The 15,218-nt window shown below is 59.7% G+C and carries 8 protein-coding genes and 3 pseudogenes; 9 read left to right on the top strand and 2 right to left on the bottom strand.

The window, feature by feature from the left end:
• Window positions 1–18: 18 nt before the first annotated feature.
• On the bottom strand, window positions 19–1,011 hold the full coding sequence (locus AM571_RS20600) for a helix-turn-helix transcriptional regulator (RefSeq protein WP_074063400.1): 993 nt from the start codon (window positions 1,009–1,011) through the stop codon (window positions 19–21).
• A gap of 61 nt (window positions 1,012–1,072) precedes the next feature.
• On the opposite strand from AM571_RS20600, the gene AM571_RS20595 reads away from it, so the two are divergent.
• The 9 genes and pseudogenes from AM571_RS20595 to AM571_RS20555 all read left to right on the top strand — a co-directional run.
• Entirely contained in the window at window positions 1,073–4,408 is a 3,336-nt protein-coding gene (locus tag AM571_RS20595) for a TM0106 family RecB-like putative nuclease (RefSeq protein ID WP_074063399.1), read from the top strand.
• A gap of 49 nt (window positions 4,409–4,457) precedes the next feature.
• Complete coding sequence (locus AM571_RS20590; protein ID WP_074063398.1) at window positions 4,458–4,715, top strand: multiubiquitin domain-containing protein; 258 nt, start codon at window positions 4,458–4,460, stop codon at window positions 4,713–4,715.
• Complete coding sequence (locus AM571_RS20585; RefSeq protein ID WP_074063397.1) at window positions 4,690–5,883, top strand: ThiF family adenylyltransferase; 1,194 nt, start codon at window positions 4,690–4,692, stop codon at window positions 5,881–5,883. Before AM571_RS20590 ends, AM571_RS20585 begins: the two co-directional genes overlap by 26 nt.
• A complete protein-coding gene (locus AM571_RS37500; protein WP_074063396.1) occupies window positions 5,870–6,268 on the top strand; it encodes a DUF6527 family protein in 399 nt (132 codons plus the stop codon). The genes AM571_RS20585 and AM571_RS37500 overlap by 14 nt, the downstream gene beginning before the upstream one ends.
• 152 nt (window positions 6,269–6,420) lie before the next feature.
• Entirely contained in the window at window positions 6,421–8,070 is a 1,650-nt protein-coding gene (rmuC, locus tag AM571_RS20575; protein ID WP_074063395.1) for a DNA recombination protein RmuC, read from the top strand.
• Between the two features lie 414 nt (window positions 8,071–8,484).
• The gene (locus tag AM571_RS20570) at window positions 8,485–10,842 is read left to right on the top strand and encodes a hypothetical protein (RefSeq protein ID WP_074063394.1); all 2,358 of its coding nucleotides are present in this window, start codon (window positions 8,485–8,487) and stop codon (window positions 10,840–10,842) included.
• Window positions 10,843–11,495: 653 nt separating this feature from the next.
• Window positions 11,496–12,413 (top strand): recombinase family protein, encoded by a 918-nt coding sequence (locus AM571_RS20565; protein WP_074063393.1) that lies wholly within the window; start codon window positions 11,496–11,498, stop codon window positions 12,411–12,413.
• Window positions 12,414–12,575: 162 nt separating this feature from the next.
• A pseudogene (locus tag AM571_RS20560) lies at window positions 12,576–13,614 on the top strand (Fic family protein).
• 36 nt (window positions 13,615–13,650) lie between these two features.
• A pseudogene (locus AM571_RS20555) lies at window positions 13,651–14,412 on the top strand (tyrosine-type recombinase/integrase); the annotation flags it as partial.
• 206 nt (window positions 14,413–14,618) lie between these two features.
• Here the strand turns inward: AM571_RS20555 and AM571_RS20550 are convergent.
• A pseudogene (locus AM571_RS20550) lies at window positions 14,619–14,793 on the bottom strand (IS5/IS1182 family transposase); the annotation flags it as partial.
• Window positions 14,794–15,218 lie beyond the last annotated feature (425 nt).

Raw genomic sequence — 15,218 nt, 5'->3', positions numbered from 1 at the left:
TCTTTTCCCGATATCGTCTCACGGCAGCGCGTCGAATCTGCGCTGGTGCCCGTTCACCATCTCGCGCAGCCGTGCGGGCTGGAGCACTTCCACCGAGTTTCCCCAAGAGTAGAGATGCCAACACATCTCGAGGAGGCCGGACGCCTTGAAGCGCACAAGCAGCGAGCCGTCAGGCTCCTCCTCTATGGTCTGTGTCGGATGGAATACGAATCGGCGCGCGTGGGGCGCGGCGTCCGGCGAGAACCGCCATACGACATCGCCGTGCTCTGCGGCGCTTTCGTACGACCCGAAGCCCTTCTCCGCGTGCCTGCGGATGTTGAAACCGGGATCGAGATCGAAGCTCTCATCGAGTACCTCGGCCGAGTAGATTTCCTCGACGCGGTAGTGCTGCAACGGTGCTCCGGGCTTCTTTGCCGTGTCTCTCGCGACCAAGTAGCGACGCACTCCAAGAAGCAGGCCGTGAGGCGCAATCACCCGTTCAGTCGGCTTGTCCTGCTTTCGCTTACGGTAAGATATCCGCAGCAGGAACGGCCCCTTGAGCGCTTCAGAGATCGCCGCGTCGACCTCACTGCTGACAGCGGGGCGCGGTCCCGGTCGGGCCGCGTGTCCTAAGGCTTCGAGCAGCGCTTCTTCATCGACCGCGAGCCTCGTCCCGGCCTCCGGCGGAATAAGGGCCCGGATCTTTCGCTCGAGTTCGCGAACCGTACCAGCTTCAGGCTTCATTCCAGCCGTTTCAAGTTCGGTGATTGCCGTACTTAACGCAGCGAGTTCCTCAGCCGAGGGGGTCAAGAGAGGTGCGATCGCCCGTGCCGGGATTCTCCAACGGCGCTTGCGATCGTCGCCATCATCAGACTGCGTCTGGGGAAATGCAGCCTCCAATGCGACCGTCATGCGCTGCGCTGACCGATGCACGCAACCGAACTCTTCGATGATTTCCTCAAGTGACACGCCCCCTCGGCGGGTCGCCATCATCGCTAGCTTGAGAAGCTCCTGAGCCTTCGCGAAAGACATAGAATCACCGTGACAGCTTTTGTCGCCCTTTTCAGCTATAGCGGAAGAAAGGAGATTGCGCATGCGATTGATTGGGGACTTGTTACGACTGAGTGCGTCGGATCTCATGCGGTTCAAGGGCTGCCGCCATGCGACGGCTTTGGATTTGCGTTTAATCGAAGTTGGCGACCTTAAGCCCGATGAAGACGGCCCTGAAGCCGAGCTACTCCAGAAGCAGGGCGATGATCACGAAGTTGCGTTCCTGGAGAGGCTGAAGGCGGATGGCCATAGTGTCATCGAGATTCCGAAGGACAACATTTCACTCGAAGAGTCGGTACGCCAGACGCTCGAGGCGATGAGGACTGGCCCCGACATCATTTACCAGGGCGCGTTGCTCGATGGCGCATGGGGCGGTTACAGCGACTTCCTTGAACGCGTCGAAAGACCCTCCGACCTCGGCGCGTGGTCGTACGAGGTTGTCGACACCAAGCTGAAGCGGAAGCCTGATCCAAAGCATGTCCTCCAACTCTGTTTGTACAGTGATCTCATCGAAAAAGTGCAGGGCGTGGCGCCAGAGGCCGCCCACCTCCAGTTGGGCGACGGTAGCCGCTTCACTGTCCGGCTTTCGGAAGTATCGGCCTATGCACGCCACGCTCGGCGGATGCTGGAGGTGTTTCTCATGGAGCGCCCCGAGACCCGGTCCGAACCCGTGTCGGCGTGCACCCTGTGTCGTTGGAGTAGCCATTGTGCCAAGCAGTGGGACGCCGACGACAGTCTGGCGCTGGTTGCAGGCATCGCCAGGTCTCAGCGTCAGAAGCTCGAGGCAGTCGGCATTACCACGATGGCCGCTCTTGCTGTATGCAAAGATCGCGTGCCGAAAATGGCGGCCGAAACTCAACGCAAGTTGGTATCCCAGGCTCACCTGCAGTCGGCCCGCCGAGCTGGTGGGCCGCCGGCCTTCGAGCTCCGAAATGCGGAGGCTGGAAAAGGGTTCGGCCTGCTGCCGGCCCCTGATGGGGGAGACGTATTCTATGATATCGAGGGCGATCCGTACTTCCCGGGCGGGCTTGAGTACCTTCACGGCGTCTGGTGCCGCGAAAAGGATGAGTGGGCGTTTCGGGCATTTTGGGCTCATAGCCGCGAGGACGAGGGCCGTTCGGTGGCCGACCTGCTGACTTTCCTCGTCGAGCATATGCGGCGGCACCCAAACGCCCACGTATATCACTATGCCAACTACGAGATTGCTGCACTCCGGCGACTGACTGCGCAGCATCGTACCTGCGAGGCCGCGATAGATCAACTCCAGCGCGAGCGTCGCTTTGTCGATCTATTCAAGGTCGTTTCCGGCGCCATGATCGCATCGGAGAAGGGCTACTCTATCAAAGATCTCGAGGCCTTCTACATGAAGAAGCGTTCGGGTGACGTCGCGACCGCCGGGAGCAGCGTCGTCTTCTACGAGGAGTGGCGCCACACAGGCGAGCAGCGCCTGCTCGACGAAATCCACGACTACAATCGTACAGACTGCATCTCGACACAATTGCTTCGCGATTGGCTTGTCCGCGATGTCCGCCCGACGGGAATGGCTTGGCCAGTCCTTGGCGAGGTGCCCGAAGGCGGATCACTCTCAAATATCGAGGCAGAGAATGAGGAGATCAGAGTCCTACGCGCCAAACTGCAGCCAGTGCGAGAGCGTCTCGGCGACCAAGTGGCCGATTTGCTGCTTGACCTCAGCCAATTCCACAAGCGCGAGGACAAGCCGGCTTATTGGGCGATCTTCGACCGCCTCGCGCAGGAAAGCGAGGAACTGCTCGACGACCTCGAATGTATCCAGGGCCTGGAGGCCGTAAGCGAGCCTGTGCAGGTCACGAAGCAGTCCTTCGAACGGACATACCGGTTCCCACAGCAGGAGACGAAGCTGCGTGCTGGCAAGAGTCCATGCTTGAAGCCGGCAGCAATGCCAGAAGACGTTAACCTGCGGTCGATCAACCACGATTCGAACACGCTGGTATTGCGTCGCTCGACGGCGAAAGGCCCTCTACCCGATCGCCTTGACCTCTTGCCGCCGAGGCCTCTGCGCAATAGCGTCCTGAAGAACGCGATCGCGGCGGTAACCGAGGAAATCATTGCCAACACTGGGCAGGTCCCTGCCATCGAGGACATGCTCACCCGCTCCCGGCCCCGGTTCGTGGACGGTCAGCGGTCCACCGGCCTGATTTCAGGGGACGGCGACCTGTCCGTCGAAACAAGCCGCGCAATCGCTGCAATGGCCGATTCTACGCTGGCAATCCAGGGACCGCCGGGGAGCGGCAAGACGTATGTTAGTGCGCTCTCGATCGTGGACCTTGTCCGGGCAGGCAAGCGTGTCGCCGTGTCCTCGAACAGCCATAAGGCGATTAGCAATTTGCTGAAGGCGGTGGCAGACCGAGCACGGGTGGAGGGCATGAACTGCCGACTCGTTCAGAAGACGTCTGACGACGACGAAGAAGAGGCCTATCCTGGCATTGTTTTTGTGAGCGATAATGACGCGCCTGAGATCGCATCCGCACATGTTGTCGGCGCAACTGCGTGGCATTTCGCCCGATACAGCGACGCAGCATTTGACTATTTGGTAGTCGACGAGGCTGGCCAAGTCTCCCTAGCCAACATCCTCGCCATGGCAAGATCCAGCCGCAACATCGTGCTAGTCGGCGATCCCATGCAACTGCCCCAACCCCTGCAAGGTAGCCATCCCGGCGACAGTGGACGTTCGTGCCTCGAATATCTGATCGATGGGCACCGAGTAGTACCAACTGACCGCGGCATTTTCATTCCCGTCAGCCGCCGAATGCACCCACGGGTCTGCGGTTTCATTTCGACGGCCGTCTACGAGGGGCGGCTCCGCAGCGACGACGCGGCGCGCAGTCAGACGCTCGTCTCGCGCACTGGTATCGATCTCCTGGGTGCCAGCATGCGCGCCGTCACACATGCCGGTCGGTCTCAGGTGAGCCCCGAGGAAATCCAAGCCATTGTGGCCCGGATAGCGGAGGTCGAGGGCGCGACTTATCGTGATCGCGATGGCCGCGAGCGTATCATCGGAAACGCCGACATCCTTGTCGTTGCTCCTTACAATGCGCAGGTGAACGCCCTCCGCGCTGCACTTCCGGGCGCGGTGCGGGTCGGCACTGTCGACCGGTTCCAAGGTCAGGAGGCGCCAATCTGTCTCGTGTCTATGACGACATCGAGCGGCGAGGAACTACCGCGCGACATCTCTTTTCTGTTCTCGCTGAACCGCATCAACGTCGCTGTCTCGCGCGCTCAGGCCGCAGCGATGGTGTTCGCCAGCCCGCTGCTGCTTGAAACATCCTGCCGAACGATCGAAGAAATGTCGCTGGTAAACGCCCTTTGCATTCTGCGCGAATACGGGGGTGACAGCTTCTGACATCTACCCAGTGCGATACTGCCTAATCGGAATATGGAGATTCGCACGGATGGTTAACGAACAGCCGAACAAGACGGTCACTATCGTCGTCGAGGGTACCGAACACGATTGGCCCAAGGGCGACATCAGCTACGAGGAGGTGGTGACGCTCGAGGTGCCGGATTACGCCCAGCACCCTGAGATCACCTACTCGGTACGCTACAAGCGCGGCCAGGGTAACAAGCCCGAAGGTGCACTGGCGCCGGGCGCCTCGGTCAAAGTCAAAGAAGGGATGATCTTCAGTGTTTCGGAAACTGGTCAGTCGTAACCCCGACCTCGCTCGGCTCGTCGAGCGCGGCTATGCGGTCGCGTTCGACAGCAATTGCCTCGTCGTGCGTGACATCCCCTATCTCGATCGGCAAGGCGCACTGCAGAGCGGCGCGATCGTCGCCAAGCTCGTATTCATTGACCAGGAGCACGTTCAGCAAGATGACCACCAGATCTACTTTGCCGGCGGCCATCCCCATCAGCTTGACGGCTCACCCATCCGCAACCTCGGCGGTGGTGAGACGAGAATCCAACTGAGTAGCGTGTGCGCCGATGTTGTCGTCCAGCGGTCGTTCTCCAACAAGCCGATGCCCCAAGGTAGCTTCCTTGATTTTTACGCCAAGATTGAAAGCTACGTATCAATTATCTCCGGACCTGCGATCGAGCGGCATCCCACCGCGACACCCCTCACCTATCGGGTGGTCGAAACCTTCGAGCCCGACCCAATATTCAAGCTTCAGGACACGCTAACGTCGCGCGCGCAGATCGGCGACTTGAACACCGAGTTCGCCGGGGAGACGGTGGCCATCATCGGACTTGGCGGCACCGGCGCCTATCTACTCGATCTTCTGGTCAAGACGCCGGTGCCTGATATCCGCGCGTTTGATGGCGACACCTACCATGTCCATACGGCGTTTCGCTCCCCGGGTCGCTTCGCCAATGAGGAACTGCGGACGGCGAAAGCCACCGTCTACGGCGCTCGCTATGACAATTTTCGGCACGGGCTGACAGTCGAAGCCACCTACATCGACCAAGACACTGCCGAGCGCCTCGACGGCGTCACCTTCGCCTTCGTGTGTGTTGATAAAGGATCGTCGCGCGCAGGAATCTTCGGCGCGCTCATCTCTCGCAACATTCCCTTCATCGACGTTGGCATGGGTCTCAATCGCAAGCATGGCGCGATTGGTGGCATGCTGCGCGCCACCTACTATCCCGTTGATGAGGGTGCAACGATGCGCGACCGGAAGCTCGCCGACCTGTCCGACGCGGTCGACGATATCTATCGTTCAAACATCCAGATCGGCGAGCTGAACGCGCTTAATGCCTGCCTCGCCGTGATCCGCTACAAGCAGATTCGGGGCTTCTATCGAGACACCGAGGGGTATCGACACGTGCTCTTCGGGATCGACGACTTTAGTCTCACCGGGGATACTTATGATAAGGATTAAGCTAGAACGCGTGCGCACTATGCCGGCTCAGCTTGAGCCGGGCGTTCTCTATGTGTCGAAGGAGTTCGAGACTGCCGCGCACTTGTGCGCATGCGGCTGCGGTTCAAAGGTCCGGACACCCCTGGGGCCGACCGAATGGTGTTTCACGGATCACCCCCAAGGACCGTCGCTTCGACCGTCGATCGGCAATTGGCAGCGTCCTTGCAAGTCGCACTATTGGATCGATCGGGGCAAGATCGAGTGGTCCACCGAGTGGACACCCGAGCAAATTGCCGCCGGCCGCGCGGCCGAGGAGCGTCGGCGCGAACACTACTACGCCGAACTGTATGCTGAGGGGTGGTGGGTACGCGTTTGGCGTTGGCTTAAGTCTATCATGAGCAGCTAGCATTGGATCGCGTCGAATGCTTGAGAGAAACATTTATCCACAAGGCACAGCATTGCGCGGACCTCTACTTGAGGGTTGCCCAAAAAACGCGCCTTCTTCTTAAAGATGTCGGCTACTGATTCTCGTAGCCCGGTTGGAAAACAGGCAGGACCATGCTCGTGGATCAGGAATATATTCAGTGGAGCTTGTGGGGCGCGGCCGCCTTCAGCTCTTTCGTATCGCTCCTCGTTGTTTTGGTGATCATAAGCCGCTTTTCACGGTTGGCCGCAAAGCTTGATGCCGATCCCGCAGCGGCAAAGCTGAGCGCCCTGGAAATCGCCCAGGAGCGCATTGAGCGCAATGTGCGCGACGATCTTCGGGCTGCTCGCGAAGAAGGCACGGCATCCGCCAAGAATTTGCGTGAGGAGGTCACAAAGAGCATCGCGGCACTCGCAGAAACCTTGCGGACGCAGTCCGCCGAGGCGGCGAAACACCAGAAGGAGAACTTGGACCAGGTTTCCCAGACGCTTCGCCAGATGGCGAGCGACAGCGCAACGCAGTTCTCCAAAAACCAGGAAGCCCTCCTCACCACGTTCCGCGAACTTCGTGACCAGGTCATCCAGAATCTCGATGCGATGAAAGCCGATGCCGGCGAGCGAACAAAGTCACTGACGGAAACGGTTACAGCTAGCTTGGACCGCTTTGCCAAGAACTCGATCGAACAGAACCAGCAGATGTTTGATATCCAGCGCGCCCAACACGAGGATTTTGGAAACCGCCTGGAAGCGTTGAGCGAGAAGAACGCGCAGACGGGCGAAGCACTAAAGCTCAGTGTAGAAAACCAGCTAGGCGTACTGCGCAAAGAGAATGGTGAGAAGCTCGAACAGATGCGGGTCACCGTCGATGAGAAGTTGCAGGGTACGCTCGACAAGCGGCTCGGAGACTCCTTCAAGATCGTCAGCGAACGCCTCGAAGCGGTTCATCAGGGCCTGGGTGAAATGCAGAACTTGGCGACCGGCGTCGGCGATTTGAAACGCGTGCTGACGAACGTCAAATCACGCGGGTCGTGGGGCGAGGTGCAGCTGGGAGCTTTGCTTGAACAAATATTGACACCTGCACAATATGTGGCCAATGCCACCACGTCCGAATTCGGCAACGAACGGGTCGAATACGCAATCAGACTTCCCGGCTCCGGCGAGAGCGAAGAATGCCTGCTGCCAATCGACGCTAAATTCCCGATCGAGGACTACGAACGGCTGCAGGCGGCCTCCGAGATCGGGGACGCCGCCGCAGTCGAGGAAGCCTCGAAGGCGCTTGAGACCCGGATTAAGAATTCGGCCAAGGACATCTCCAGCAAGTACATTCGTCCACCGAAGACGACAGATTTCGCAGTCCTGTTTCTGCCAACGGAAGGGCTGTACGCCGAGATCATTCGTCGCCCGGGGCTGTGCGACGACCTCCAGCGAACCTATCGCGTTACAGTGGCAGGACCGACAACCCTCACCGCCATCCTCAGCAGTCTGCAGATGGGCTTCCGGACGCTGGCAATCCAGGAGCGGTCAAGCGAGGTGTGGCAGGTCCTTTCCGCGGTCAAGGAGGAATTCGGCAAGTTCGGGCCGGTGCTGGAGAAGGTCAAGAAGAAGCTGCAGGAAGCGTCCAACCAGATCGATAACGTCGAGGTGCGCGGCCGCGCCATCAACCGCAAGCTCCGCAATGTCGAGATCCTGCCTGCAAACGATGCGCAGGTCTTGATCGAGACGCTGGAAGAGGACATTGGTTTCGACGATGGTGATGCCGAGGCTGACGGAAAACTGTCGGCTTGAAGCTCAACACTTGTCAACGCGCATCCGATAACATTCTCAGACGTTTCATTGGCTGGGTGAGTTCGGCCCAATGGCCACGGGCTCGCTCTTTCGGAAGGCAACTTTCGAGACATCAGAAGGAGATAAGACGTGGTTCAGGGGTCAGAAAGTTGTTCGTGGACTTGCAAATAGCGCGCGGTTTACGGTTGATCCACATCTACCGCAACGCTCTTGCTCCCCGCCGGGCTGCAGCCGTCATGGCCGGCTGATGGTCCAGGTCCCGTCGGCCGGGGCAATCTCGTATGAGCTATCGTTTGGGGTAGCTCAGAACACCACTCGCGATGATCGTCTTGTGCTCCTTCCGATATACGTTTTGTTAAACGACAACTCCTATTTCCGCTCGCCCTCGGCATTGGGGCCGAGAGGGATGCGAGCATGCCAAAAGAAGATATTTCCTCACGTCATTTTGAACGAAAAATCTCAGACTTCTGCGACGTGCGTATCGCGCCGATCGCAGCGAAACACGTCCTGGAAAATATCCGGCCATATCTCATCAGCCTGATCATCTACCGCAAATCACCGCCGTTGCTGAACGGCCGCATCGACTGGAAGGCGGTCGGTGAAGCGTGCGGGATCGAGGACGAGATGACGCCGGAGCTGAAAAACCAGCTGCGCCCTGCTCTCGACGCCATCCTCCGATGGCTGCGCCTGCCGCCCGCGGCCGAAGACATACGGCATTCAAAGCCGAAACCAAAACCGACCAAACCCAATCATCGGACGCCAGCACCGACCGCATCCTCCACCCGCAAGCCGCAACGGCTGGGCAGCGACAACACCGCGGCTCAACCCGCCTCAGCATCGCCAGGTCCACAGCCGAAACCGATCCAGGAATTTCCCGAACCGCTCTTTGAAGCGGCAGACGATCCCGAGAGCTTTCAGGATGCGCTCATCTATCAGATGCGCCGCTTCGGCGACAGTTACTGGCAACTCTATCGCGCGATCATTCGTCTCGGCGAGACTTTCGACCACAAGACTCTGTTGTCATGGATCCAAGGCGAACGCGCGCCGAGATCGATTGCCAGCTTCGACATCCTCTCCCGCATCGAGCGGCGCTACCGACTGGCACCGGGATATTTCAAGGCCAAGCTTCCGCATCAGTCCCGCTCGCTCAATGGTCACGACCTTGGCGATATCAGCTCCGCTGAGCGGCGGCGACTGGCCTGGCATCTCCCGGATAACTTTGGCAGCCTGCCGTTCTCCAAGCGCGAGCAGATCATCGACTGGGTGCGCCGTGTCATCATCTCCGGCTCCACCGATTATCGCCGCTACCAGGCGGCGGCCAGCAAGCAGCGCTATGCCATCCGCTTTCCCGGCATCACCTATGGCGGCGGATCCCTGTCTCCGCGATCGCCCGTGCTGACCAGCGGCCCCAACCGCAGAGCGGAAGAATCCTTCGAGGATCCGGACCTTCTTTCCGGCGTGGTCGACGCGCCGCCGCGGCTGGTGATGGAGATGGCGGACCTGATCCGCTTCAAGACCTCGACACTGACGGAGATCGGCTTTCAGCGCAACGGTGTTTGGGGCGTGGAAACGGCATCGCAGAAGGTCGAGCATCTCGGGCTGATGTTCGGGGCTCTCGCCGCCTCACCCGCCGGCATCGTCAAAGGCCGCGGCGTGCCACTCAGCCAGCTAACCTTCGGTCTGCTGATCTTCCCGGGCGTCTGGGACTGGTATCTGCAATGGCGCGAGCAGCGGCGCGGCTTCTACACCAAATGGGAAGAGGATATGCTGATGGTGGCGCAGGCCCTCACCCGTGCCGAGGTCGGCTGGATCCGGCAGCATCCGGAGCTTCTGAAGAACGTTCGCCCTATCGAAGGGCTGATCGCGCCAGAGGAGATCGAATTCGCTTCACGCGACTGGCACGGCGCCTGCGACGCGTTTCATCGGCATGCCGCCAATCGCTCCAAGGAAGTTCAACGGGTCATGCGCGTGCATCGCGATCCGTTCGAACCGATCATGGTGATCCTGGAGGCGGATAGCCCGCTGGCCGAATACCGCAAGATCACCGACGAGATCCTGAAGCGCATGCCGGACGAACATCTCTATCCGCGGCCGGCCGCCGAAGCCGTCCGCTCCTTCCTTATGCTTCGGCTCGGACTTCATCTGGGACTGCGGCAGAAGAATCTTCGGCAGCTGCGGGTCTGCCCGCGTGGTCATTTTCCGACGGCGGAGCGGCGGCTGGAAGACATGAAGTGCGGGGAGCTGCGCTGGAGCGAGCGCGAGCGTGGCTGGGAAGTGCTCATCCCCTCGGTCGCCTTCAAGAATTCCGGCTCGTCCTTCTTCGGGCAAAAACCGTTCCGGCTGATCCTGCCCGACCTGCTCGACCTCTACCACTACCTGGACGCCTATATAGACCGGCATCGCGATGTGTTGCTCGCCGGCGCGAAGGATCCCGGCACCCTGTTCGTGAAGACGGTCAAGACGACTAGCACCGACGCCGCTTACGACTCAACGACCTTCTATGAGGCTTGGCGCACCGTCATTCAACGCTATGGGATCTACAACCCGTACACCGGTCGCGGCGCCATCAAGGGCCTTTTGCCGCACGGGCCGCACAATGTGCGAGATATTCTCGCGACCCATATCCTCAAGCAGACAGGATCATACGAGCAGGCGAGCTATGCGATCCAGGATACGCCGGACGTGGTGCAGCAGCACTACGGCCGGTTCCTGCCGCAGGACAAGGCGGCGCTCGCGGCAAAAATCCTGAACCAGGTTTGGGAGGCGGCATAGGCCGGAACGGGGCGTTTGCCTAGAGTACCGGTCCGCTCAGTGACTCGGCCGAGCCTGCCGCCGACGCGCGGGCAGGTTCGGTCTGCCTCGATTGCACGTGGTCTCATTCTGCGCGGCCGTGATCGCCAACTTGGCGCAAGCTGGTGACGTTTGCGCCTCATTAACCATGTGAATTAACGATGTTATTTTCTGTCGCAGAAGCCATCTAACCCATAACTTCTGTCAGCGATAACGGCCTGAACTACGCGGACTAACCATCGATAAGTTGGTTATCGATGGTGATGGCTTTCAACCTACAAACGCGCCATGCCAGCCTGCCGCAGAATGCCGGATTCCGCGGAAATACGGCGTTCTGCGCGTTCTCGCGCACAACCTCACCGACTCTCTACTAGATTGAGTAGAATGCCCTGCTGCTGGATCGTCGACCGAGAGGAGCGGGGTCGGCGTCCTCAAAGAACCTGGCTTTGCGCCATTTCGTCCATGTAAGGCTGCTAGCGCGCTTTCTCACTGTCGGACGGTCGACGGCTCGTCCGAGCCTTAATTTCGCGCTGTACGGCCTGCTATTCCGATCATAAAACACGCTTGCAAAGGAACGTTTTCTCACGCATTCATTATTTGTACAAAACCCATTCTTAAAGGGTCGCGAGATTTCCATGGCGAAACCCGAAATCCCCAATCCCCGTCCTCCGCCGCAAAGGCTCATCGGATATGCGCGTGTGTCGACGGACGAACAGGTTAACGACGCTCAGGTCGACGAGTTGCGAGCGGCTGGTTGCTATCGCATCCATCAGGAGCACGGATCCGGCGCGTCACGGGCCAGGCCAATCTTGACGAAGCTTATGCGGGAGCTTGTCGCGGGCGACGTGCTCGTCGTCGTCCGCCTGGACCGGCTGGCGCGCTCCGTTAGCCATTTGCTTGCCGTCATCGAAGACCTGGAGGAAAGGGGCGTTCACTTCCGATCCCTTCGTGATCCAATTGATACGTCGACGCCGCAAGGCATGTTTTCTCTTCAGGTGCTAGGTGCCGTAGCCCAGCTTGAGCGGGCGCTGATCGCGGAGCGTACCAAAGCCGGCATGACGGCAGCCAAGACGCGGGGCCGGCTCGCCGGTAATCCCGGACTTCGAGAGCGCCGACCGGAGGCGCTCCGCGCTGTCTCAGCCGCCCGCAATCGGGCTTATCTGGATGAGCTGATTTCATCGGCGCAGACATGGCTGCCGACGGTACGCCAACTGCGACCGCAACACAGTTGGGACAATGTCGTGCGGATCCTCAATCGCAGAGGTCACGAGTGGACGGTCGAACGCTTGCGCCGGGCCGTCCACCGGATGGTGCGCGAAAAGCTCGCTGAGCCAGAACTGCTCGCCCGCTCTCCGCGCCGCCCGCCGGAAGACAATCTGATGAAGCTCGTTGCCGCGATCGCGATCGCCGATCCTGATCTAACGCTGCGCGATATTGCTGCCCAGCTGGACCAGATGCATGAACGGCCGCCGCGTGGCGGTCGAAAATGGCAGCCGTCTTCAGTCAGCGCGCTGTTGAACGAAGCGCGCCGCTTCGGGCTCGTTCGCTCATAAGGGCTCTGTCGCTTGGTCAGCCGATGATAGGAAAGTCTGGCCATGCCTAATCTTGCATGAATTATATGTCGATAGAATCGGATTTCATCGACACGTTTGATCCACGTGTCGTCACCATCGACATGTCGCGAAAATGTGTCGACTAACTTGCGGAATGTCGACATGTCATTCAGGCCGGACCGCCCTTATAATGACCTGCCTTCCCTCCCGCCCGCAAGAGATATCGAATCCAAGGCAGTCTTGCGAGCCTGCATCAGTGCCCGCGCCGCAATCGCCGAACTGAAGATCGCGGGTCAATTGATCCCAAACCAAGCCGTTCTGATCAACTCGATCCCCCTCCTCGAGGCTCAAGCAAGTTCCGAGATAGAGAACATTGTGACCACAACTGATCGATTGTTTCGCTTCGCCAATGAAGAAGGTAACCAAGCGGATCCAGCGACGAAGGAAGCATTGCGGTACCGCACAGCCCTTAACCGCGGCTTCCATACCTTGGCAACACGCCCCCTTTCCACCGCTACGGCAATAGAAGTCTGCCGCACGATCAAGGGCGTCGATCTCGACATCCGGGTAACGCCGGGGACAGCTTTGATGAACGAGGCAACGGGTGCGGTCATCTATACGCCACCCGAAGGCCAAGCGTTACTGCGGGACAAACTCTCCAACTGGGAGCACTTTATCCATGAGGCGGAGGAATTGGATCCCCTCATCCGACTGGCCGTAATGCACTACCAATTTGAGGCCATTCATCCGTTTGTCGATGGTACTGGCCGTGTCCTGAACCTACTATACCTTGTCGACAAGGGGCTACTCGAAATCCCGGTCCTCTATCTAAGCCGCCACATCACCGCAACAAACGAAAATACTACGACCTTTTGCTCGCGGTGACCGCCGACGCAGCCTGGGAGTCGTGGATTCTTTTCATGCTCGAAGCGGTCCGCGACACGGCAGAATGGTCGACGGCGAGAATTCGGGCAATCCGCGATCTTCTCGATGAAACTGCAGACCATCTGCGGCGGGACGCGCCGAAGATCTATTCGCGCGAACTAGCAGAAGTGATCTTCGTCCATCCTTATTGCCGCATCGGCGATCTCGTGTCGGCTGGCCGAAAGCAGGTCGCGAGAACCTGTACATTAATCCCGCTCTGCTGGCGTTACTTTCCGACCGGGATACAACTTCCGCCTACGCGTCTCGCCCTTTTTAGACCGTTTAGTGTTCAGTGAGCAGCATTCGAGACGGATCGGTCGGCCCGCATGCGCCGGCGACAGTGCGCCGACGGCTGGCGAACTGGTCGACGCTGACCAAATGGCGCGGTCTTGACGGGACCTTCGCCTCCCCTGCCCTCAAATCGGCGATCCGGCTGGCGGTGCGGGCCGCGACAACGCCAGCGCAAGAGCGCCAAGGCGGTCACTGGTGATGTGCTGGCCAAACTGCTGGCGCTCTGCGGCGGCGAAAGCCTGCGCGATCTCCGCAACCAAGCCATCCCGATGGTCACCTTTGCCTCGGCAGTCGGCGGCGCAGCGAAATTGCCGGCCGGCGCCGTGAGCAGCTGACAGTCGAGGCGCCGATCCCGGCCGAGGATGGTGTCCCCTTCCCTCATTCGCCATCCCATCTCGGCCGCACCAAAAACAGCGGTGCCGGCGAAGATGAGATCGTCTTTCTATCCGGCCGGCCGGTGGATGCGTTGAATGCCTGGCTGGCAGCCGCGAAGATCGTCAGCGGCAGTGTGTTTCGGGCGATCGACCGTGGGGGCAAAGTCAGCCGCCGGGCGATCGATCCGAAGGGGGTCAACGATATCGTCAAGCAGCGGGTTGCGATGGCCGGATGGAGGTTGGGGCGTTTTCCGCCCATGGACTGAGATCTGGCTATCTCACCGAGGCAGCGAACCGCGGTATTCCTCTTCCCGAGGCGATGGAGCAGTCGCGTCATCGCTCCGTGCAAAGGGTCGAGCTATAACAACACCACAAGGCGCAGCGGCAGAACGGCGCGCCTACTATCATGACTGCGTTCGGCGCCGTCATCTGACCTGGGCCGAAAACCGGGGCATCTTCTTCCCTCCGGTGACGGAGCTAGTCGCGGCCCAAATCCGTCGCCCGGGCGTCAGCCATCATAACAATCCGGAGCCCACGCACGGTGTAGCGGCGAATTGGTGGCCTCGCCGGTTTTTCGCGTAGCGACCTTGCGGAACTACTTGAGTCTCGAGAACTAGCAGCACTCGAGCAGGTGGCTCTGGGCATAGAGATGCTTGTCCAGCGGAAATTTTTGCGCGCAGGAAAGGACTGTTGGAGATCACCGCCACAGCGCCGTTGTCGGCAATGGCACCGCACAGGCGATCGTTGTCATAAGCAGTGTCGGCCATGACGAAGTCGGCAGGTATCCGCTCCCACTGCTCGTCCCGAAGGATCAGACGATCCAAAACACCCATGGCTGCCCTCCAAAAGACAGTCTTGAACCTGATTTGTTCCCCCGCATGCACCCCTGGCGACCGGATGCCGCGGTTCCGCGCTCAAACGACAGCCGAAACTGGAACCGTCACTTGGACACGCTAAAGCCAAACCGGCCGTCGAAGGGGATTTTATCCTCAGCACTCGTCGCTTCTACCTCGACCACGCTCATCTGTCGGCCAACCCATTGGCGGTGCTGCTCTTTGTCACTGCCCAACGCGGAACCCGTGATCCTCCCAGATGCATTTCTCTGCGAGTAGTCTCCGCCTTTTCGCGGCGAGTAGGTCTAGCTATTTGCCGAAGCCAAATGCACTCGGACCAAAACCCTGACAGCTGTCAGGGTTTTGGGGTTGGCTGAAGCAGG

This window comes from Rhizobium etli 8C-3, assembly GCF_001908375.1.
Classification (GTDB): Bacteria; Pseudomonadota; Alphaproteobacteria; order Rhizobiales; family Rhizobiaceae; genus Rhizobium; species Rhizobium etli_B.
This window is presented reverse-complemented; position numbering and strand designations above follow the sequence as displayed.